Raw genomic sequence first — 19,877 nt, 5'->3', positions numbered from 1 at the left:
GTGACGAACTCTCCGGGAGCGACATCGAGGCTGATGTCGTCCAGGACGAGCTGCGATCCGGCCGGGCCGGAGAAGGACTTCGAGACGTGCTCGATCCGAGCGGCGTGCGTCCGTTCCGCTACGGTGCCCTCGGCAGCCTTGGCGAACGTCGTGGCCATGGTCGTCACCTCCTGGGGTTGCGGTATTTGCGTCGAGCGGGACTTACTTCGCGCCGAGACCGGCGTCGGAGACGGCGGGCTTCCCGGCGGCCGCCAGGACCTTGTTCAGGAGCGTCAGGTCGTAAATGCCGCTCAGGTCGGGCTGCTCGATGAGCCCCGCCTTGACCGCGTAGTCGGCCTGCGTCTTCAGCGTCGCGGCCAGCGGGTCGTCGGTGATCGCGATGCTCGGCCACGCCGGGTCGATGACCTTCGCGTCCAGCGGCTTGCCGCCCTCGGCCGCCAGCTTCGCGTTCGCGGAGGCCTTGGCCTTGTCCGGGTTGGCGTTGATCCACTCGTTGGTCTTCACCGTGCCCGCGAGGACCGCCTCGACGACGTCCGGGTGCTCCTTGAGGAACTTCTGCGACACGATGACGTTCGTGATGACGAACTTCTTGTCGGGCCACAGCGTCGTCTCGTCGAGGAGGACCGAACCGCCGTCGGAGACCAGCTTGGAGGCGGTGGGCTCCGGCACCCAGGCACCGTCGATCGAGCCCTGCTTGAACGCGTCGGGGGTCACCTTGTTCTCCGTGCGCACCACCGAGACGTCGCCCTTGCCGGACTCCGGGTCGACCTTCCAGCCCTTTTCCGCGATCCAGTTGAGGAACGCGACGTCCTGGGTGTTGCCCTTCTGCGGGGTGGCGATCTTCTTGCCCTTGATGTCGTCCAGGGTCTTGATCTTGTCCGGGTTCACGACCAGCTTCACGCCGCCGGAGGCGGAGCCGGAGATGATCCGCAGGTTGGAGCCCTTGGACTTGACGTAGCCGTTGATCGCCGGCGAGGGGCCGATGAAACCGATGTCGAGGGAACCGCCGTTGAGGGCCTCGATCTCGGACGGACCGGCGTTGAAGGCCTGCGGCTTGATCGCGGTGCTGCCCAGCTCCTTGGCGATCAGGCCCTCCTGCAGACCGACCAGAGCGGTGGCGTGGGTCAGGTTCGGGAAGTACCCGATGCGGACCTCGGCGGCCGACAGCTTCTTGCTGCTCCCGGCGACATCGGCCTTGTCGTCTTCCTTCTTCGCCTCGGATCCGTAGCCGCAGGCGGTGAGCAGCAGGGGGAGCGCCGCGGCGAGGGTGAGGGCGCGCAGGGTGGTGAGCGGTCTTGCGGCAGACACGGAGGTGTCCTTTCCAGGGAAGGTGTGTGGGGAGGTTCTACGGAGACAGGCGGTGCACAGCCGTCGGCGCACCACGGCATCCCCTCCCGGCCGTTGGTGGCGGGACCGCGTTCGCAGGCTGGGAATCGGATGGAGGCCCGGGCGCCGGGGCGGGACGTGCGCTCGTACGTCGCCCGGCGTGCTCGACGGCACGAGGGCGGTGGGGTCGGCCAAGGGGCGCGTCCGGCCGACGGAGAGCGGGGCGGCACGGAGCAACAGCAGGGCTCAGTGCGCGGAGGCGGGCCCTCCGGGCAGGTCAGGCAGGCTGACAGATGGCGCTGGACGTACGGACCAGGTCGATGTGCCGGCGGGAGGTCAGGGGCAGCATTCGGCCGGCACGGTGCAGGGTTCGCATGGCCACCTCACTGATTCCTAGTTTTCCCACCTGGTTGGTAGGCATATTGGCAGACAGGGAGACCGGCCCCAAGAGGCAGTCCACATGATGGACGAAGAGATCTCGCGATGCGAGAACGCGCAGGTGGGTGAGGGGCTGAGGCTGACCGTGGCCGGAAACCGGGGGTCGGCGGTCTGGGGTCGGCGGCAGGGGTCAGTGACCAGGGGTCAGCGGACCGCGGGTCAGCGGACCACACGCCAGCGGACCGCGGGTCAGGGATTGGTCCAGGCGCCGGGGGTGTCGGTCAGCGCGGACACGTCGGCGGGCAGGTCGGCCGCCGCGACGTCGGCGAGGGTCACCCCGTCGAGGATCTCGCGCACATTGGCCCGCAGGGCGATCCACAGGGGGAGGAGCGACTGGGCGGGGCCGGTGTAGGACAGGTCCGGCGGGCGCACCCCGCGCACCGAGACGAGCGGTCCGTCCACGACGCGGATGACGTCCGCGACGCTGATGGACCCGGCCGGCTTGGCCAGCCGGTAGCCGCCGTTGCCGCCGCGCTGGCTGAGCACCAGACCGCCGCGGCGCATGTCGTTCAGGATGCCTTCGAGGAACTTGTGCGGAATGTCCTGCGCCTCGGCGATGGCTTCGGCCTTCAGGGGCCCGTCATCCTGGGCCGCGGCAAGCTGCAGCGCGGCACGTACCGCATAGTCCGCTCTGGCTGAGATCCGCATACGGACATTATCCCGTACGGCTCGGGCCGGCGTCGGCCACGGGTGGGCCCCTCGGCTGCCGGACGGGTTCTCGTGCCGGAAGCCGAGGGGCTCAGGTCGCGGGTCCGCATGCTGGGCGGGGCCCCGACTCAGTGGAAGACAGCCGCCACCGGGCGGGGGGAGGCGTTGAGGTAGTGCTCACCGATGGAGCGCAGGCGGTGCGCGGCGGGGCGGTGGGCCGTCAGGACGCGGGCGTTGCGCCAGAAGCGGTCCAGGCCGGGGGCATCGGCGAGTTCCAGGACCCGGGCGGTGATGTGCAGGGCGGCCTTCGAGGTCACCGTCTCGGCCGTGGCGACCAGGGCGGCGACACCCGCCGGTTCCTCGGGATCGAGGTGCGCGCCCGTGTCGAGGGCCCGCGCCATCAGCTCCGTCGCCCGGTCGACGACGGCGGTGGCCGTCTGTACGGCAGAGGCGAGCTCGCCGTACGTCAGCAAGAGGTCCGGATCCTCACCGGGCAGCCGGTGTGCGCGGCCGCCCCTGCTGAGGTCGCGCACCTCGGTGAGGGCGCCCTCGGCGATACCGAGACCTACGTGGCACAGGGCGAGCCGGAGGGCCGGCTCCGCGAGCGCGGTGAAGGGCGCGGTCGACTCCTCGTCGTGCGGCCGGCGGCCCAGCACCTGCCCGGGCACCACCGCGACCCGGTCGAAGTACACCTCGCCCGCGCCGGCGACGCGCTGCCCGAGGCGGTCGCGGGCGGGTTCGACGGTCACGCCCCGCGTGCCGGGCGGTACCCGTACGACCAGGGCCTCACCGGTTGCGGTGCAGACGGCGTCCAGCACGATCTGGTCGGCGACGGTCGCCCCCGTGTCCACGGTCCGGTAGCCGTCCAGGACGTAGCCGGTGTTGCGCGGCCTCAGGGTGAGGTCCGGTCCCTCGGCGTCGTCGGGGGGTGGGGGAGTGCGGACCGCGCCGGTCCACAGCCACTGCTCGCGGACGGACTCCTCTTCGAGGGCGGTCGCGCGGGGGTGACTCGCGTAGAAACGTCCGCTCCACGTGTGTACGTAGTGGCGGGCGAGCACGTCGCCGATGGAGCTGTCCGCCGCGGCGACCTCCCGTATGACGGTGCATCCGGTACCCCAGTCCGCCCCGCCCCCCGCCCGGGGCGGGGTGAGGGCTGCGAGCAGGCCGGCTTCGCGCAGCCGGGCCGTCTCGTCGATCGGCGGCTCGCCCGCCTGGTCGCGGGCGATGGCGTCCGAGGCGAGGTCCTCCGCCACATCGCGGGCGGTGCGCAGGAGCGCCCGGCGCTGCACGTCGGCGGGTCGGTGGACGGTGGTGCTCGGTGTCGTCGGCATCGGCGTCACCGACGGGCCCGGGTGCCGCTGTGGGGCGCGGGGGCTGGTCGGACGGCGGTGCCATGGGGGCTGGCGTGGGTCATGTCGGCTACTCCGGAACGTGGTGGGGCGGCGTCGGCCGGTCGCGGGAAGGTGGGCGGCAGGAAAGTCGCGCGGTGAGCGGGCAGGGCGGGTGCCGGGATGTTTCGGCGCGCTCCGGCTCGTACGTCGCGCAGGTGTCGGCCGGGGTCTCGCGGGAGCGGCGTCCGGCACCATCAGCGTCTCGGCGGACCGCACTTCACCGGATCCCCACCTTTCCCATCGGATTGATAGGGATAGTGGACCGTCCGAAGCCTTCCCGGCAAGAGTCTGACCGAATGGCGGACAGGTCGGTCTTGGAATGAAAGACGATGCACGTCGGGCGGCTCTGCCGGGGGTCGGCCTGAGAGGGGATGGGGGCCGCAGCAGGGTGTCCGTCAGGGGCTGGCGGGCGGGAGGAGTTCGCGCGAGGGGGGTTCGCCGATCGTGCGCCCTACACTGCGTCAGCCATTTCCTATGGAATCAGTAGGGAACTGTTGACGTGTGCCCCCGCGCGCCTCACGATGTGACCATGTCCCCCTCGCAGCCGATGCTCGTACGCCGCCGGTACGTTGACTTCCGTCTCGTCGCCAGCGCCGTCTGCCGACCCTTCTAGGGCCTCTTCGCCAGGGCATTCTCGACGCGCGCCGAGTTCCGGTCGCCGCTTCTCCTGTACGTCCCGCTCGTTCACAGACCCCCGCCCTCCGGGCCGTGCGGGTCCGTCCGGCGTGCGGCGCGCCGACTCTTCCCGGTCGGTCGAACCCGTCACGGAGACCCCCGCCCTGTCGTGGCCCAAACCCGGCATCCCTACCTCACTCCAAGAAGCCGAAGGGGCTCATCGTGACCACCGCACTTCCTGCAACCGCCCCCCGCCGTGACCCGGGCCCCGGCCCCCGCCTCCAACTGGTCGGCGACGGCCCGCCCGTCGTTCCCGTCGGCGGGACGAGCGGCCGCGTCGGCTACCTCGTGTTCCTGCCGGCGAACGTCGACCCGGTGGCGCTGATGGAGGCGCACGGCGTCACGCCGGAGATCCACACCCTCGATCCCCGGACGGTTCCGACTCCTTGGCCGGAACAGGCCCCGAGCCTCGAAACCGTCCACTCCGACGACGCCATCCGGGTCGATCGGGCCCGTCGGCTGGCCGAGGTCGACGGGCGCGAACTGGATCTCACCTACCTGGAGTTCGACCTCCTGGACCACCTCGTGAGCCATCCGTACACGGTGCACTCCCGTGACGCCCTCATCTCCGGCATCTGGGGTTATGGGCACATCGGCGACGGCAGAACCGTCGACGTCCACGTGGCCCGACTGCGCCGCAAGCTCGGCCCCGCCCACCGCAACCGCATCTCCACCGTGCGGCGCGTCGGCTACAAGTACGTGCCCGACCGCCCGTAGTCCGGGCTGCGCAGGCCGTGCCCCTCGCCCGTCGCCGGCGGGGTCAGCCCCGAAGCCGTGCCGGGACGGTGTCCCCGGGAGTCTTCCCCCGCTGCGTACAGCCCCAGGACCCGCGGCCTACGCGTTCGCGATGACCAGCAGGGTGCGGGCGCCGGCCGGGCCCTCCAGGCGGCAGCGGTGGGGGACTTCGCCCCGGTGGTGGGCGCTCTGGCCGGCGCGCAGGGTCAGTGGTTCCTCGCCCTCGACCTCGAGCACGATCTCGCCCTCCAGTACGTAGAGGAAGTCCTCACCTGGGTGCTCGAACCAGCCGCGTTCGCCCTGGCCGGGCTCGAAGTGGTGCTCGTAGGCCTCCATCAGCGCGCTGCGCCCGCCGGGGATGAGCACCTGGGCGACCTGTCCCGCGGCCTCGTTCACGCGGATCACCTGGGGGTCGCTCTCGTGGCTGACCGCGCCCGGCCGGGCGGGCGGGCGCAGGAAGGTGCCCGGGGTGACGTCCAGGGCTTCGGCGATCCGGTAGATCGAACTGAGGCTGGGGGTGGCGAGGCCGCGTTCGAGCTGGCTGAGGAAGGGCTGCGAGAGGCCCGAACGGGTGGCGAGGACGGCCATGGAGACGCCGTGCTGTTTGCGGCAGCTCCGGATCACCCGTCCGACCTCGATCGCCTCGGGCGTGGGTTCGGGTCGAGACACGCAAGTGAACGTACCGCATCGCCGATCAAGGGCCGGGGGCTCTCACGAGGTTTCGCACTGCGGCAACACTCCCGTCATAAACGTGGTCAATTATTGACCTCACTTATCGACGAGGAACCGAACGAGGAGCCGCCCCGTGCACGCCACCCCCTCACCGCCCGGCCGGGCCCTCGGCGGGCTCGGCCCGGCTCTGGGCGCGGCAGGTGCCGTACTCACCCTGTGGTACCTGCTCGCGTGGTCCGGGGCGGTGGCCCCGGGACTGCTGCCCACGCCCGGTGAGACCGCGGCCGCGCTCACGGACAGCGCCCGCAGTGGCCTCCTGGCCGCCGATCTCGGCGCCAGCCTGGCCCGTGCCGGTCAGGGTTTCGCGCTGGGCGCACTGGTCGGCAGCGCGCTGGGTTTCGCCACCGGCTACCTGCCGCGACTGTCCGCCGCCGTCACGCCGGTGGTCTCCTTCCTGCGCCCGATCCCCGCCATCGCGCTGGTCCCGCTCGCGACCGCCTGGTTCGGCATCGGGGAGACCGCCAAGCGCCTGCTCATCGCGTACGCCGTGCTGCTCGCCGTCTGGCTGTACGTCCACGACGGGGTGTCCCGGGTACCGGTGTCCCACCTGCGGGCGGCCCGGTCGCTGGGGGCGCCCCTGCACCGGCGGTTCACCGAGGTCCTGCTGCCCGCCGCCGCGCCCGCGTTGCTCGCCGCGTTGCGGTACGGGGCCTCGGTGGCCCTGCTCGCCCTGGTGGCGGCGGAACTGGGCGGCGCGGACAGCGGGCTGGCGTACCGGCTCCAGGTGGACGGCCAGTTCCTGCGCGTGGACCGGATGTTCGCGGGGCTGCTCGTACTCGGACTGCTCGGCGTGGCCGTGGACCTCGTACTGGCCGCGGTCGGCCGCCGGTTCGTGCACTGGAGCGCCTCATGAGCCGGGGAGTACGACTGGAGGGGCTGTCGGTCCACTACGGGACCGCCCCGGTTCTGGAGCGCACCGATCTGGAGCTTCCCGCGGGCTCGTTCACGGCGCTGCTGGGGCCCAGCGGGTGCGGCAAGTCGACGCTCCTCAACCTGGTGGCCGGGTTCGTGCGGCCCACCGAAGGGCGGGTGACGGCGGGTTCCGCCCCGGTGCGGGGCCCCGGCCCGGAACGGGGCGTGGTCTTCCAGCACTACGCGCTCTTCCCCTGGCGCACCGCCCGCGGCAACGTCGAGTTCGCGCTCAAGCGGCTCGGCCTGCCGCGTCCCGAGCGCCGCCGCCGCGCCCTCGCGGCACTGGCCGAGGTGGGGCTGGCGGACGGCGCCGAGAAGTACCCCGCCCAGCTGTCCGGCGGCATGCAGCAACGCGTGGCACTGGCCAGGGCGCTGGCCGCGGAACCCGAAGTGCTGCTGTTGGACGAGCCGTTCGGAGCGCTGGACGCTCTGACCAGGACCAGGATGCAGGCCCTGCTGCGGGAGCTGTGGCAGCGCCGCGGGACCACCGTCCTGTTCGTCACGCACGACATCGACGAGGCGCTGGCCCTCGCCGAACGGGTCATCGTCCTCGGCGGGACGCCCGGGCGGGTGCTGGCCGACCACGTCGTCCCCGCCGGGCCACCCGACCCGGACCTGCGCTCGCTGATCGCACGCCACCTCGGCTCCGACTGAAACCCATCCACTCCACCCCCAGGTAAGGACTTCCCCATGCCCAGAGCTCGCGCAGTGGCCGCCCTCCTGACGGCGGCCCTGCTCTGCGCACTCACCTCGGCCTGCGCCGCCGGCTCCCGCCCCGCGGGCGGCGGCGCCCGTCCCGCCGTCTCCCTCGCCGCCAGCGACCACCTCGGCGGGGCCCCCGTCTACGTGGCCGAGGAGCGCGGGCTGTGGTCCGCCGAGGGCATCGACGCCACCGTGACCACCCAGCCCACGGGACGCGACGCGCTGAACGCCGTGCTCGGCGGTCAGGCGCAGCTCGGCGTCGTGGGAGACCTGCCCGCGGTCACGGCCGCGCTCGGCGGGCGCGAGCTGCGGATCGTCGCCGACCTGTCCCGGTTCTCCGACTGGCGCCTGCTGACCCGGACCGACCGGCAGATCACCGGTTTCACCGCGCTGAAGGGCCGCAAGGTCGGAGTCCCGCAGGGGACGAACGTCGAGTACGCCCTGTCGCGGATGCTCGCCTCCGAACAGCTGACGGCCGCGGACGTGACCGTGGTGAACCTCGCCCCGAACCAGGTCACTTCGGCCCTGGCCCGAGGGGACATCGACGCCGGGGTCACCTTCCCCAGCTTCTACGATGCCGCCCGGACCACACTGGGGGACCGCTACGCCGAGCTGCCCTTCTCCGGTTACACGGCCCGGACCCTGCTCGTCGCCGGCCCGAAGGCGACCGAGGAGACCACCACGGCCGTCCTGCGGGCACTGCTGAAGGCCCAGCGCGAGATCGCCGCCGACCCGCCCGCCGCGCGCAAGGCCGTACTCGCCCAGTCCAAGGGCGCGCTCCAAGCCGGCTACGTGGACGCTTTCCAGCCCCGTTACGCCTACGGCGCGACCCTCTCGCCCGAACTGCTCGCCCAACTCGAGCACGAGGCCGCCTGGGCGAAGACCGCCCAGAGCCTGCCGGGCTCCGCCGACCGCGCCGCGCTGCTGCGGCATCTGCACCCCGAGCCCCTGACGGCCGTCGACCCGTCCGCCGTCACGGTCCGCTGAGCCACACCCTCACCCCACCCAGGAGATCCCCATGACCGTCGACCAGAACACCCTGCGCCGCCGCGGCGTCGGCCTGATCGCCCATGACCCCGCCCGCAGTTACGGTGGCTACACCCTCTATACGCCCATCACCAGCGCCGGCGAGATCCACCTCGTCGACATCCACGGGCGGCCCGTCCACACCTGGAACTCCCCGCACCCGCCCGGCCGCCACGCGCAGCTCCTCCCCGGCGGGAACCTCTTCTACGCGGCCAAGGACACCAGCAGCCCGACCCTCTTCCCCATCTGGGACGTCTACCACGGCGGCATCTTCCAGGAGCTGGCCCCCGACTCCACGGTGATCCGCGAGGTCCGCCACCCCTTCCACCACCACGACGCCTCGGTCCTGCGCAACGGCAACCTCATCATCACCGTCGTCGAACCGCTGGACCCGGCCGACGCGGCCCGCATCCGGGGCGGCATCCCCGGATCCGAAGCCCCGGGCGGGGTGATCTACGGGGACGTGGTGTACGAACTGACCTGGGACGGCGAGGAGCTGTGGCGGTGGGCCGCCATCGAGCACCTCGACCCCGAGGAGTTCCCGCTCAACCCCCACTTCGCCCGCGAGCACTGGCCCATGGCCAACACGGTCAACGAACGCGCCGACGGCTCGATCGTGCTGGGCTTCCGCAGCGCCTCCTCCACGGTGGCCGTCGACCGCGCCGACGGGTCCGTGCTGTGGCACATCGGCCCCGACGTGCTGGCGCAACAGCACCATCCGCACGAGCTGGCGGGCGGGAACATCCTGGTCTTCGACAACGGCACCTACCGCGACACCACGTCCGTGCCCTACTCGCGCGTGCTGGAGCTCGACCCGCGCACGGGCAAGGAGGTGTGGTCGTACGAGGACAACCCGCCGCAGAACTTCTACAGCCCGTACATGTCCAGCGCGCAGCGGCTTCCCAACGGCAACACCTTCATCGCCGAGGGCTCCTTCGGCCGGCTCTTCGAGGTGACCCCGGACGGGGAGGTGGTGTGGGAGTTCGTGGTCCCGCAGTTCCGGTCCTTCGGCGAGGGGGTGGGGCTGGAGTCCTCGGTCGGCGCCCAGAACTCCGTCTTCCGCGCCTACCGTTACTCCGCCGATCAGCTTCCCTGGTTGTGAACGACGGTCCATCTCGTTCGGACGCCAACGCCGTCACGGCGTTCGACCACACCTCCTGGGCCCTGGCCCGGGTGACCGTGCTCTGAGCGGGACCGCCTCCCCGGCAGCCGCCGCAGCCTGATCACACGTCACCCGATTCCCGGTTCTCTACACTTGGTCATGTGCCTGACAGGTGTGGTGCTGCACCACCCGTACGAAGGGCATCACACCCTGAAGGGAGCGATCAGCGCATGACCAAGCCTGAGAGCACGGGATACGACTACGACGTCGTCATCAGCGGGGCCGGCCTCGCCGGCAGCGCCGCGGCGATCCTGCTCGCTCGACGCGGAGTCCGCGTCGCCCTGCTGGAACGCCGTTCGGACCCCGAGGCGTACAAGGTGCTGTGCACCCACTCCATCACGGCCAACGCCCACCCGGTGCTGGACGAACTGGGCCTGATCCCCGCTCTCGAGAAGGCGGGCGCCGTCCGCAACGAGGCCCGCTGGTACACCCGTTGGGGATGGATCGAGCCGAGGGCCGCGCTGGGCGGCCCCGAGCTGCCGTACGCGTACAACGTCCGGCGCAGCACCCTCGACCCGTTGATCAGGTCCCGTGCGGCGCAGACCCCGGGCGTCGACCTGCTCCTCGGCCACCAGGTGACCGGGCTGGTGAGGGAAGCCGGCCGCACCGCGGGGGTGCGGGCCTCGACGCCCCATGGCGAGCGCGCGATCCGGGCCCGCCTGGTGGTCGGCGCCGACGGCAAGGACTCGGCCGTGGCCGGGTTGGCCGGGGTGCCCGCCCGGCAGTACGAGAACGCGCGGTTCGGGTACCTCGCGCACTTCCGCAACCTTCCGCTGCACGGCGGCATCGGTCAAGCCTGGTTCCTCGAACCCGACATGGCGTACGCGTTCCCCAACGACGACGGGGTGACGGTCCTTGCGGTGCTCCCGGACAAGAAGCGGCTGCCCGCCTTCCGGGAGGACCTGGAGGGCAGCTTCCTCGCATACGTCCGCGCCCTGCCCGAAGCACCGCCCATCGACTCCGCCGAGCGCATCACGAAGATCATCGGCACCGTCAACCATCCGCTGCACACCCGCAAACCGACCGCACCGGGCGTCGCGTTCATCGGCGACGCCGCCCTGACCGGCGACCCGCTGTGGGGAGTGGGATGCGGGTGGGCCCTGCAGTCCGCACACTGGCTGGCAGAGGCCGTCGCCGCGGCCGCAACCGGCCGGGGCGACCTCGACGCGGCGCTCGTGGCGTACGCCCGCAGACACCGGCGGCGGCTGAGCGGTCACCAGTACCTGGCCGCCGACTTCGCCAAGGGCCGCCCGTTCAACCCCCTGGAGCGGCTGATGTTCTCGGCCGCGGCGCGCGACGCCTCGCTGGCGCGGCACATGCATCTGTTCGCCTCCCGCCTCATCGGTCCGCTGCGCTTCTTGAACCCCCTGGCAGTGGCCAGGGCTTCGGCCGTCAACATCAGGCACCGCCGGAAACCGGCCGCGCGACCAGCTGATCTGTCACCCACCGGGCGGTGACATCGCCTTCCCGCTGGTCGATGCCGTCGCGGGCGGCCGCCGCCCGCGGGCGCGTGACGTCGCGGAACCAGGGCAAGCGCGGTGCATGGGCACACTGAAGAGCTGGGAACGGGCGATCGAGCGGGCCGAACAGGCAGTGGCGGAGAAGCTGTTCGGCGGCGAGACGGCGGAGGGGGAGGTGGTCGAGGCGCTGCTCCGGACGAGCGACGACCAGGCCGTCGTGTGCAGCCCCCACCGCACGTTGGCGCCGAACGTGTACACCGTCGAGCTGCCCCGGCAGGTGTACGCGGAAATCGCCCCGCACCTCTCGGTCGTAGGGCAGGAGCTGACCGACCGGCTGGCGCGCCACGGCGAGCGCGAGGGCTATGAATGGGCCGGGCTGCTCACCGTGCAGCTCGCCGAGGTGGAAGACGTCCCCAACGGCCGCTACCAGGTCCGCTGTGCTCCCATGGCGCACATCACCTCCGAGCCGCTGGGCGGTCCGGACGCCTGATCCGGCGGCCTCGTCCCGAAATGGCCCGGCCTGCCGGTCCGTTCGCCGTATCCCGGTCCTGCCCTGCCCGGTCGGTACGGGGTCCCGTGGCGGCCGCGTCGTGCGGGCGTCGAGCGCCCTGCCGGGTGGCCGGGAGGTGCTCAGGTGGCACGCCCGTAACGGACGTTGCCGCTCCAGATCTGCTCCAGCCGCACGCGGCCGCCGGGTCGGGGGGCGTGCCAGATCTTGTCGCGTCCGGCGTAGATGCCGACGTGGCCCATGGTCGACCCTCTGGGGAAGAACACCAGGTCGCCGGGGGCGCGCTGCACCGGCGGGATGTGGCGTGTCTGCTCGTACTGCTGGTCGGCCGTGCGCGGAAGCCGTCGGCCGGCCTTGCGGAAGGCGTAGAGCGTGAGGCCGGAGCAGTCGAAACGTTTGGGCCCCGTGGCGCCGTAGGCGTACGGAGCCCCCCGTTTGGAGGCCGCCACCGCCATGGCCTTTACGCCGTAAGGTACGGCCGCGTCGGCCGAGGTGGTGCTGCCGGCCAAGGTGGAGACGGCCAGGAGGAGGGTGAGAAGGGAAGAGGTGAGGGTACGGGGAGAGGGGGACGGGGGCCGGGGATCGTCTGGATAACTGGACTTGTCCGTTCGGCTGTAGGCCATCGTGAAACCTCCGCACGCGATGCAGGAACAGCCTCACGCCGGGGAACTGGCCCCGACGAGATGCTCTTTGCTCTCGACGGCCGCCCAGTCTTCCTCAAGAAGTCCGATTCGTCACGCTTTTATGCAGTTTAAAGTCTCGGTTGGGTAACGGCGTCGGGTCCTTCAGCCCCTTGGGCTGCGGGATCGTCCCCATCGGGGCGTGCGGGCGCCGCCAAAACCGGCGTGTCGCGCAGCGGGTCGCCGTCGAGCGGCGGGCGATGGGGTCGTCTGCCCCGCGTCGACGTCTCGGGGCCGGTGCGGCTGGCCTCCGCGGCTCCGTCGGCCACGGCAGTCTGCGGCGATGGGCGCCGGCAAGGACGCGGCCGGGATGGGCAGTTCGGGCCTGGGGTGGATCGCGTAACGCCTGCCCCAAGTTGCGCTCGCCCGGGGGCTGTTGGGTCCGGCATCGCAGGGCGGTCGATGACGGCGCGGCCGATGCGCCCTGCGCACCGGAGGCTCACCCCGGAGCGCCGGCGTGGCGCTCGGTGCAGGCCGCCCCAGCTCTGGATCTGAACGCGTTCAATCGAAAGTGCGGCCGGGCGTGCCCGGGCCGACGCGGCCATGGGCAAGATCAGGGACGGCCCGAGCTCAGCGGGAGGGACGATCCCGCGCGGACGGCGTGGATGACCGCGTCGTGCAGGGCGCGGCTCGCCTCCTCGCTCGGGCACGGGACGGGGCTCCCGGCGAGGGGCAGCCATTCGGACGCCCCGCTGTACTGCACCGTGACGTGCGCCAGACCGTCGATCTCGGTCCAGGTCGTGTGAATGTCGAGCTCACCGTTGAGGACGAGGCCCGACTCCCCGGTCTTCACCCCGTCCCGCCCGGCGAAGATCCCCAGCGTGGTCCACGATGCCCAGCTCATCAGGCCTCCCTGCTCCGCTCGTCGTCCTCCCAGTGTGGACGCGTCGGCCCTCCCGCGCCCGCGCAGCCCGCGGCGGGCCTGCGGACCCCTTTCGGCCCGCCACCGCCGCAGGGGAGGTCACAGCCGCCAGTACGTGCCCCCACGGGAATCGACGTGCACCAAGTGCCGGCCGACGCGGACCACGTGGTGGTCCGGACCGGACCAGGAACCGGTGGCACCGTCGGCGCCGGACAGCGGGGTCCAGACCTCCAGGAAGGTGCTGCCGTCCGTGTTGGTGCCCCGCTCGACGAGGTTCGCGCCCTCCCGGCGGAAGGTGCCGGCGTCTTCGCCGGGCTCGCCCGTGAGGTGGTGGAAGTGCACCTGGAAACCGTCGAACGAGGTCGTCCCGGCGAAACCCCGGCTGTCGGCGTAGTACCGGCCGGCCTGTAGCCACACCACTTCGCGGTCCTCGAGCAGGGGTCCGCCGTTGCGGCTGATGCCGCGCCGCAGCCAGGCGCCGCGCTCGGGCACCGGGACGCCCCGGACGCGGCCCGCCGGCGCGGCCCCGGACTCAGGCCCGGTCATCGGGGGCGGGGCCGTCGGCGGTGGCGAAGGGGTCCGCGGCGTCCACGGCGTCGAAGGGGTCCGCGGCGTCCACGGCGTCCACGGCCAGGAGCGTCAGCGGTACGTTGCCGCGTACCGCCTGCGAGTAAGGGCAGACCGCGTCCGCCCGGTGCAGCAGCGGCTGGAGGTCCGCCGCCCGCCAACCGGGCAGGCTGACGGTCAGGCCCACCGCGAGGCCGTAACCGGCGGGCGTGTCCGTGGTGCCGAGCTGCACTTCGCAGGCCACGCGGGCGGCGGACGCGTCCGCCCCGAATTCGGCGGCGACCTCCGCGAGCGCGGAGGTGAAGCAGGCGGCGAAACCGGCTGCGAACAGCTGCTCGGGGTTGGTGGTGCCGGGCACCTTCTTGCGCGGCGGGGCGAGGCGGACGTCCAGGCGCCCGTCGTCCGTGCGGACGGATCCGGTACGGCCCCCGGCGGCATGCGCGGTCGTCCGGTAGAGGCTGCGGGTGAGTGGCACGGCCATGGCGTTCGGCCCATCTGTGTCGACGAGGACGCTGCCCGGGTGCGGACAGCGGACGGCGCTGCTCGTGCAGCACCTCGCGCGTCGTCGTGCGTAACCGGGTACGGCGCATCTCGTCCGGGGCCTCGGGTCGGCCGCCGGACAATCTAGCAACGGAGGCGGCCGCCGGGGTGCCCGGGCGGCGGTGACGCTCCTCACCCGCGGCCGGCCGGGCCGCTATCCGGGGACCGGTGCCGGTGCCGGTGCCGGCTGCGGTACGCCCCCGGAGGCATGCCCTCCCACCGGGTGAAGGCGCGGACCAGGGCCGCCCCGCCGCTCAGGCCGACGAGCGGCGCGATCCGGTCCAGCGGCAGCGCCGTGGTCTCCAGCAGCAGCCTGGCCCGGCCGTGGCGGGCGGCGTCGAGGAGCGCGCGCCACGAGGTGCCCTCCGCGTGCAGGGCCCTGCGCAGGCTCCGCACGCTCAGGTTGAGTTCCCTGGCGGGGCCCTCGGGGTCGGCGTCGGCGAGCGCGGCGTGCTCGAGCCACTGCCGCACGCGCTCGGCGGTGGTGGCGGCGGGGGACAGCTGCTCCAGGAGCCGGTCGGCATAGGCCCGGTGGAGGGCGTTGAGCGCCGGGTCGTACAGGGGCCGGCGCCTGTCGAGGTCCTCGTTGGCGACCGTGATCGCGGTGTCCGGGGCGTCGAAGGTGACGCGGCAGCCGAGGACGCGCGCGTACGGTTCGGCCGTGCCCGCCCGGGAGTGGGCGAACGACACGGCCAGGGGCGCCCAGTCGTCGCCGGCGATCCACCGGGCGGCCCGCACCATGCTGCTGACGATCGCCTCCACCTGCTGGGGGTGCATGCCCGCCGGGTCGACGGTCGGCCGGTAGCAGATCCGGCTGACGTCGCTGCGGCGCTGGAGTGTCACCGTGCCCGCCTGGCTGACCAGGGGGTGGTAGCGCTCGGCCGCCAGGGCGGCGTCGGCGAGGCTGGCGCACGTGAGGACGAGGTGGCCCAGGATGTGCAGGCCCTCGGGCCGGATGCGGTCGCCCACGAGGAGCCCGGTGTGGGGGCCGGCGTCCCGGGCGCCGAGCACCCCGTCCCACAGGGCGCGCATCTCGCCGAACTCCAGCCGGTCCGTGGGCAGGGCCCACGGCCCGGACCAGCCGGTGCCCTCCGCCGCGGCGCTCAGGACGGCGTGGGCGTAGCACGCGGTGACGGAGGGCGGCTCGGTGGTGGACACGGCCGCCAGTCAATGCGGGCTCTCCACCCGCGTCAACACCGTCGGCGGGGCGGCGGCCGGGAGCCGGCCGCCCGGAAACGGGTCCGGGAGCCGGCCGCCGGGAAGCGGGCCCGGGGCCGGGGGTCCGGGAGTCAACGGCCTGGCCGCCCGAGTGAATGACGGGGTCGCGGGCCGCTCCTAAGGTCGGCCTTCGGACACCGGGGGATCAGGGGCGCCCGGAGCGCCGGGGAAGCGTGCTGCCCTGATCGCCACCGCTCAGAGGAGTACGCCGTGATTCTCTTCCTGCTCCCCGCAGGCGACTACGACCCGACCGAGGCGGCGGTGCCCTGGGCCGCGCTGCGGGACGCCGGCTTCGAGGTGCGGTTCGCCACCCCCGACGGGAAGGTCGCGCTCGCCGACCCGCGACTCACGGACCTCGGCTTCTCCTGGCTGTCGCCCTGGCTGATGACCCGCCGCGCCGAGCTGGCCGCCTACCGGCGCCTCACCCAGGACCCCTCCTTCCTCGCCCCCTCCTCCTACGCGGACGTCGATCCGGCCGCCCTGACGGGCCTGTTCGTCCCCGGTGGCCACGCCGCGGGCATGCGGACGCTGCTGGAGGACGCCACCGCCCAGCAGCTGTTCGCCCGGATCTTCCTCCAGGGGCTGCCGGTGGGGGCCGTCTGCCACGGTGTGCTGCTCGCCGCCCGGGCCAAGGACCCCGCCACCGGCCGCTCGGTCCTCCACGGCCGGCGGACGACGGCCTTGACCTCCTTGCTGGAGCTGACCGGGTGGAACCTCACCCGCTGGTGGCTCGGGCGCTACTACCGCACGTACCGCACCACCGTGCAGCAGGAGGTGACCGCGGCGCTCGCCGATCCGCGGCACTTCCTCGCGGGGCCGCCGCTGCCGCTGCGCGACACCGCCGCCCGGCCCGGACGCGGTTTCACCGTGACGGACGGCAACTACGTGTCTGCGCGGTGGCCCGGCGACTGCCACCGGCTGGCGGGGGAGTACCTGGCCCTGGTGCGCGCCCATGCGGCGGGGGCGGTGCCCCGGTCCGGCTGAGACCGGCTCGCACCGCTCGGGCCGGCGACCGAAGACCCTCTCCGTCTTGTGCACGGTCATGAACGCATCGAGAAAGGGATCGGGATGAATGGACGAAGAGCCTTCGGGCGAAGCCGGTACTTGTTACTCGGCCTGGTCCTCGCGCTGGTCACCCTGCTGCTCGGCCCCGCGGCCGCCGCCGGCGCCCCGGCGGGCCCCCGGTGGTGGGAGCCCGTGGCCCGCCCGGCCCCCGACTCGCAGGTCAACGTCACGGGGGAGCCGTTCACCGGGACCGACGCCCAGGGCCGGGTCCGCGGATACGTCGACGCGCACGTGCACCTGATGTCCAACGAGGGCTTCGGAGGGCGGCTGGTCTGCGGAAAGACCTTTTCCGCGGCGGGGGTGGCCGACGCCCTCAAGGACTGCCCGGAGCACTACCCGAACGGCGTCCTCGCCCTCTTCGACATGATCACCAAGGGCGGGGACGGCAGGCACGACCCGAACGGCTGGCCGACGTTCCGCGACTGGCCCGCCCACGACTCCGCCACCCACCAGCAGACCTACTACGCCTGGGTGGAGCGGGCCTGGCGGGGCGGTCAGCGGATCCTGGTGAACGACATGGTGACCAACGGGGTCATCTGCTCGCTCTACTTCTTCAAGGACCGCGGCTGCGACGAGATGACCGCGATCAGGCTCCAGATCCACAAGACGTACGAACTCCAGGACTACGTCGACTCCCTGTACGGCGGACCCGGCAAGGGATGGTTCCGGGTCGTCACCGAGGCCGCCCAGGCGCGCAAGGTGATCGAGGAGGGCAAGCTCGCGGTCGTCCTCGGGGTCGAGACCTCCGAACCGTTCGGCTGCAAGCAGGTCCTCGATCGCGCACAGTGCACCATGGCGGACATCGACCGCGGCCTGGACGAGCTGCACCGCCTCGGCGTGCGCAGCATGTTCCTCTGCCACAAGTTCGACAACGCCCTGTGCGGAGTGCGGTTCGACTCGGGCACCCAGGGCATGGCCATCAACGTCGGCCAGTTCCTCTCGACCGGGACGTTCTGGAGCACGGAACCGTGCGCCGGCCCCCAGCACGACAACCCCATCGGCTTCGGACTCGTGGCAGGAGTGTCGGCCGAGGGGGCGCACGAGCACGACGCGGCGGAGGAGCCCGGCACCTCGTCGGCCGAGGCGGAGGCGAGGATCCGTGCCGCCCTCCCCCAGGGGACCGAACTGCCGCAGTACGACCCCTCGTTCCAGGCGCAGTGCAACCGCCGCGGTCTGACCGCGCTGGGGGAGTACGCGGTGCTGGGCATGACGAAGCGCAACATGATGCTCGAGATCGACCACATGAGCGTCAAGGCAGCCGACCGGGCGCTGCACTTGCTCGAATCCGAGCGCTACTCCGGCGTGCTCTCCACCCACGGCTGGATGGACGACAACTGGACCGAGCGGGTCTACCGCCTGGGCGGCTTCATCACCGGCCACATGTACGAGGCGCCCGCGTTCACCGCCGAAGCGCGCCGGCACGCCGCCCTGCGCGCCACGTACGGCGCCGGCTACGGGATCGGCACCGACATGAACGGCTTCGCCTGGCTCCCCGGCCCCCGGGCCGACGCCGGGAACCCCGTCCGCTACCCCTTCCGCAGCCCCGACGGCGGCTCGGTCCTCGACCGCCAGGTCACCGGCTCGCGCGTGTGGGACGTCAACACCGACGGCGGCGGCACGCACTACGGCCTCGTACCGGACTGGATCGAGGACATCCGGGTCACCGGCGGCCAGGACGTGGTGGACGAGCTCATGCAGGGCGCCGAGGGCTACCTGCGCACCTGGGAGCACGCCCGGGGCCACACCACCCCCTACGCACCCCTGGTCCGCGGCTACCGCCCCCACGCCGGGCACCTGGCCTCCTCACGCCCCCTGCCCGCCGGGTTCACCCACGAGGCGGTCTGGAAGGTGCTGCGGGAGCCCGCGCCCGGCACGGTCCGGCTCTACGAGTGCAAGGTCGCGGACCACTCGCTGCTGACCGCCGACCCGGGCTGTGAGGGCCGGCAATCCCTCGGCGCGGTCGGGTACGTGTACACCAGGGCGGTGCCGGGCTCGGTGCCCCTCTACCGGTGCTACATACCGTCCGTGTTCGATCACTTCGTCTCCAACCGGGCCGACTGCGAGGGGCCTTACACGAAGGAGGGCCTGCTCGGCTACGTCATGCCCGTGGCCGGACCGTAGCGGCGGCGCAAGGGCGCCCCGGCGCGTGCGACGCCGGGGCGCGCTTGCGCGGGCGGGATCCGAACGAGACGCCTACGCGGGGTGGGTGTCGGCCGCGCGAATGGCGGTGCGGACGCCGGTGATGACCACGGCGATCAGGCAGAGGGCGATGACGGTCTCGGCCCACAGGAAGGCGAACCAGTCGATCACGCAGCCGATCGGGGGCGTGCCGGGGGCGGTGTTGCGGAACGCGGCGAGGGCGAAGAGGGTGGCGGCCATCCAGGCGAGGGCGGGCCAGACCAGGCCCTCGCCGCGCGTCGTCAGGTACCAGGTGCCCAGGAGCACGGAAGCCGCCAGCGCCCACAGCACGACCATCATGAAACCCGCGAAGACGAGCAGGCTGCCCGATCGGGACAGCTTCAGGCCCAGGACGGCATCCTGCCGGGACGCCGTGGGTGTCGCGGCGACCGAGAAGAGGGTGTCGTTGTTCGAGAACAGCATCCGCACCGGTACCTCTCTGTCGCCCAGGACCGCCCAGAATTCGACGTCGGTCTCGTAGGTGTCGAACGGGTAGTCGCTGATCGATCCCTCCGCTACGGCGACCTGCACGTCCCTGGTGGTGAGCCGCTCGTGGGCCTTGAACGCCAGGTCGCCGAGCGTCGCGGCGGAGGTCTGGAGACTGAGATCGGCCACCGGGGCGTTCGTCTCCGCCTCGCCGAGGGTCCCGCGCGGGGTGACCCGGACCCGCAGGACCAGCTCTCTGGCCGCGGCGTCGACGTGTTGGACGGTGGCCTCCACGTCCACCCGGTCGGCGGCTGCGGAACCCACGGTGTGGACCGTGTCGAGGGCCTGCCGCTCGGTGAACTGCAACCACGAACCGACGGCCACCGCCACCACGATCAGGACCGCGATGGGAAGCAGGACCGGCAGGATCGACGCCCGGGAGCGGCGCGGGGGAGGTGGGTCCGGGGGTGGGGCCATGGTGACTCCGGCGGGGGTGGGAAGGGGAACGGATCGTCACAAGGGCGGCCGCCCGGGGGCGTGGCGGGGGGCGCCCCGGGCGTGCGCCGGGGCCCGGGGGGGGGGCGGACCAGCCCCCCCCCCAGGCCCGGGGGCGGGGCGCGCGCCAC

20 protein-coding genes, 1 pseudogene and 1 riboswitch are annotated in these 19,877 nt (G+C 72.5%); of the genes and pseudogenes, 9 read left to right on the top strand and 12 right to left on the bottom strand.

Annotation, left to right across the window (positions count from 1 at the left end):
* The 5 genes and pseudogenes from AB0D44_RS32065 to AB0D44_RS32045 all read right to left on the bottom strand — a co-directional run.
* A pseudogene (locus tag AB0D44_RS32065) lies at window positions 1–158 on the bottom strand (ABC transporter ATP-binding protein); the annotation flags it as partial.
* A 43-nt stretch (window positions 159–201) separates the two neighbouring features.
* Entirely contained in the window at window positions 202–1,308 is a 1,107-nt protein-coding gene (locus AB0D44_RS32060) for an aliphatic sulfonate ABC transporter substrate-binding protein (RefSeq protein ID WP_362597669.1), read from the bottom strand.
* Between the two features lie 295 nt (window positions 1,309–1,603).
* Complete coding sequence (locus tag AB0D44_RS32055; RefSeq protein ID WP_362306379.1) at window positions 1,604–1,675, bottom strand: putative leader peptide; 72 nt, start codon at window positions 1,673–1,675, stop codon at window positions 1,604–1,606.
* 278 nt (window positions 1,676–1,953) lie between these two features.
* Entirely contained in the window at window positions 1,954–2,412 is a 459-nt protein-coding gene (locus tag AB0D44_RS32050) for an Rrf2 family transcriptional regulator (protein ID WP_362597666.1), read from the bottom strand.
* Window positions 2,413–2,540: 128 nt separating this feature from the next.
* Window positions 2,541–3,743, bottom strand: coding sequence for an acyl-CoA dehydrogenase family protein (locus AB0D44_RS32045; protein WP_362597663.1), 1,203 nt, complete (start codon window positions 3,741–3,743; stop codon window positions 2,541–2,543).
* 897 nt (window positions 3,744–4,640) lie between these two features.
* Between AB0D44_RS32045 and AB0D44_RS32040 the strand changes: the two genes are divergently transcribed.
* Window positions 4,641–5,195, top strand: a complete 555-nt coding sequence (locus tag AB0D44_RS32040; protein ID WP_362597660.1) for a winged helix-turn-helix domain-containing protein — start codon at window positions 4,641–4,643, stop codon at window positions 5,193–5,195.
* 117 nt (window positions 5,196–5,312) lie between these two features.
* Here the strand turns inward: AB0D44_RS32040 and AB0D44_RS32035 are convergent, their stop codons facing one another.
* Window positions 5,313–5,882, bottom strand: coding sequence for an XRE family transcriptional regulator (locus tag AB0D44_RS32035; RefSeq protein WP_362597657.1), 570 nt, complete (start codon window positions 5,880–5,882; stop codon window positions 5,313–5,315).
* A 136-nt stretch (window positions 5,883–6,018) separates the two neighbouring features.
* On the opposite strand from AB0D44_RS32035, the gene AB0D44_RS32030 reads away from it, so the two are divergent.
* The 6 genes from AB0D44_RS32030 to AB0D44_RS32005 all read left to right on the top strand — a co-directional run bounded on the left by AB0D44_RS32030 (window position 6,019) and on the right by AB0D44_RS32005 (window position 11,697).
* Complete coding sequence (locus AB0D44_RS32030; protein WP_362597654.1) at window positions 6,019–6,798, top strand: ABC transporter permease subunit; 780 nt, start codon at window positions 6,019–6,021, stop codon at window positions 6,796–6,798.
* Window positions 6,795–7,511, top strand: coding sequence for an ABC transporter ATP-binding protein (locus AB0D44_RS32025; RefSeq protein ID WP_362597652.1), 717 nt, complete (start codon window positions 6,795–6,797; stop codon window positions 7,509–7,511). The genes AB0D44_RS32030 and AB0D44_RS32025 overlap by 4 nt, the downstream gene beginning before the upstream one ends.
* 36 nt (window positions 7,512–7,547) lie before the next feature.
* Window positions 7,548–8,546 carry an NrtA/SsuA/CpmA family ABC transporter substrate-binding protein gene (locus tag AB0D44_RS32020; protein WP_362597649.1) on the top strand — a complete coding sequence of 333 codons (999 nt, stop codon included), beginning with the start codon at window positions 7,548–7,550 and terminating at the stop codon, window positions 8,544–8,546.
* Between the two features lie 31 nt (window positions 8,547–8,577).
* Window positions 8,578–9,687: an aryl-sulfate sulfotransferase gene (locus AB0D44_RS32015; protein ID WP_362597647.1), complete on the top strand. Its 1,110-nt coding sequence runs from the start codon at window positions 8,578–8,580 to the stop codon at window positions 9,685–9,687.
* Window positions 9,688–9,917: 230 nt separating this feature from the next.
* Window positions 9,918–11,204 carry an NAD(P)/FAD-dependent oxidoreductase gene (locus AB0D44_RS32010; protein ID WP_362597644.1) on the top strand — a complete coding sequence of 429 codons (1,287 nt, stop codon included), beginning with the start codon at window positions 9,918–9,920 and terminating at the stop codon, window positions 11,202–11,204.
* A gap of 85 nt (window positions 11,205–11,289) precedes the next feature.
* Window positions 11,290–11,697 (top strand): DUF3662 domain-containing protein, encoded by a 408-nt coding sequence (locus AB0D44_RS32005; RefSeq protein WP_362597641.1) that lies wholly within the window; start codon window positions 11,290–11,292, stop codon window positions 11,695–11,697.
* Between the two features lie 140 nt (window positions 11,698–11,837).
* Here AB0D44_RS32005 and AB0D44_RS32000 read toward each other — a convergent pair whose 3' ends face one another.
* From AB0D44_RS32000 to AB0D44_RS31980, 5 genes are all read right to left on the bottom strand, one after another.
* Window positions 11,838–12,338, bottom strand: coding sequence for a C40 family peptidase (locus tag AB0D44_RS32000; RefSeq protein ID WP_362597638.1), 501 nt, complete (start codon window positions 12,336–12,338; stop codon window positions 11,838–11,840).
* Between the two features lie 610 nt (window positions 12,339–12,948).
* Window positions 12,949–13,239 (bottom strand): hypothetical protein, encoded by a 291-nt coding sequence (locus AB0D44_RS31995; RefSeq protein WP_362597635.1) that lies wholly within the window; start codon window positions 13,237–13,239, stop codon window positions 12,949–12,951.
* Between the two features lie 117 nt (window positions 13,240–13,356).
* On the bottom strand, window positions 13,357–13,803 hold the full coding sequence (locus AB0D44_RS31990) for a hypothetical protein (protein WP_362597633.1): 447 nt from the start codon (window positions 13,801–13,803) through the stop codon (window positions 13,357–13,359).
* Window positions 13,790–14,305, bottom strand: a complete 516-nt coding sequence (locus AB0D44_RS31985) for an Ohr family peroxiredoxin (RefSeq protein ID WP_362597630.1) — start codon at window positions 14,303–14,305, stop codon at window positions 13,790–13,792. The genes AB0D44_RS31990 and AB0D44_RS31985 overlap by 14 nt, the downstream gene beginning before the upstream one ends.
* A gap of 75 nt (window positions 14,306–14,380) precedes the next feature.
* A riboswitch (guanidine-III (ykkC-III) riboswitch) is annotated at window positions 14,381–14,449 on the bottom strand.
* Window positions 14,450–14,496: 47 nt separating this feature from the next.
* Window positions 14,497–15,522, bottom strand: a complete 1,026-nt coding sequence (locus AB0D44_RS31980) for an AraC family transcriptional regulator ligand-binding domain-containing protein (RefSeq protein WP_362597627.1) — start codon at window positions 15,520–15,522, stop codon at window positions 14,497–14,499.
* Window positions 15,523–15,792: 270 nt separating this feature from the next.
* Between AB0D44_RS31980 and AB0D44_RS31975 the strand changes: the two genes are divergently transcribed.
* Complete coding sequence (locus AB0D44_RS31975; protein WP_362597624.1) at window positions 15,793–16,566, top strand: type 1 glutamine amidotransferase domain-containing protein; 774 nt, start codon at window positions 15,793–15,795, stop codon at window positions 16,564–16,566.
* An 84-nt stretch (window positions 16,567–16,650) separates the two neighbouring features.
* Entirely contained in the window at window positions 16,651–18,768 is a 2,118-nt protein-coding gene (locus AB0D44_RS31970; RefSeq protein ID WP_362597621.1) for a hypothetical protein, read from the top strand.
* 72 nt (window positions 18,769–18,840) lie between these two features.
* Here the strand turns inward: AB0D44_RS31970 and AB0D44_RS31965 are convergent, their stop codons facing one another.
* Window positions 18,841–19,728, bottom strand: coding sequence for a DUF4436 family protein (locus tag AB0D44_RS31965; protein ID WP_362597618.1), 888 nt, complete (start codon window positions 19,726–19,728; stop codon window positions 18,841–18,843).
* Window positions 19,729–19,877 lie beyond the last annotated feature (149 nt).

The sequence above is a fragment of the Streptomyces sp. NPDC048349 genome (assembly GCF_040651925.1).
GTDB lineage: Bacteria > Actinomycetota > Actinomycetes > Streptomycetales > Streptomycetaceae > Streptomyces.
This window is presented reverse-complemented; position numbering and strand designations above follow the sequence as displayed.

Bases quoted from the DNA above. Each gene is read 5' to 3' on its own strand.
- AB0D44_RS32050 (WP_362597666.1), bottom strand. From the start codon at position 2,412: ATGCGGATCTCAGCCAGAGCGGACTATGCGGTACGTGCCGCGCTGCAG.
- AB0D44_RS32045 (WP_362597663.1), bottom strand. From the start codon at position 3,743: ATGCCGACGACACCGAGCACCACCGTCCACCGACCCGCCGACGTGCAG.
- AB0D44_RS32025 (WP_362597652.1), top strand. From the start codon at position 6,795: ATGAGCCGGGGAGTACGACTGGAGGGGCTGTCGGTCCACTACGGGACC.
- AB0D44_RS32020 (WP_362597649.1), top strand. From the start codon at position 7,548: ATGCCCAGAGCTCGCGCAGTGGCCGCCCTCCTGACGGCGGCCCTGCTC.
- AB0D44_RS32015 (WP_362597647.1), top strand. From the start codon at position 8,578: ATGACCGTCGACCAGAACACCCTGCGCCGCCGCGGCGTCGGCCTGATC.
- AB0D44_RS32010 (WP_362597644.1), top strand. From the start codon at position 9,918: ATGACCAAGCCTGAGAGCACGGGATACGACTACGACGTCGTCATCAGC.
- AB0D44_RS32005 (WP_362597641.1), top strand. From the start codon at position 11,290: ATGGGCACACTGAAGAGCTGGGAACGGGCGATCGAGCGGGCCGAACAG.
- AB0D44_RS32000 (WP_362597638.1), bottom strand. From the start codon at position 12,338: ATGGCCTACAGCCGAACGGACAAGTCCAGTTATCCAGACGATCCCCGG.
- AB0D44_RS31995 (WP_362597635.1), bottom strand. From the start codon at position 13,239: ATGAGCTGGGCATCGTGGACCACGCTGGGGATCTTCGCCGGGCGGGAC.
- AB0D44_RS31990 (WP_362597633.1), bottom strand. From the start codon at position 13,803: ATGACCGGGCCTGAGTCCGGGGCCGCGCCGGCGGGCCGCGTCCGGGGC.
- AB0D44_RS31985 (WP_362597630.1), bottom strand. From the start codon at position 14,305: ATGGCCGTGCCACTCACCCGCAGCCTCTACCGGACGACCGCGCATGCC.
- AB0D44_RS31970 (WP_362597621.1), top strand. From the start codon at position 16,651: ATGAATGGACGAAGAGCCTTCGGGCGAAGCCGGTACTTGTTACTCGGC.
- AB0D44_RS31965 (WP_362597618.1), bottom strand. From the start codon at position 19,728: ATGGCCCCACCCCCGGACCCACCTCCCCCGCGCCGCTCCCGGGCGTCG.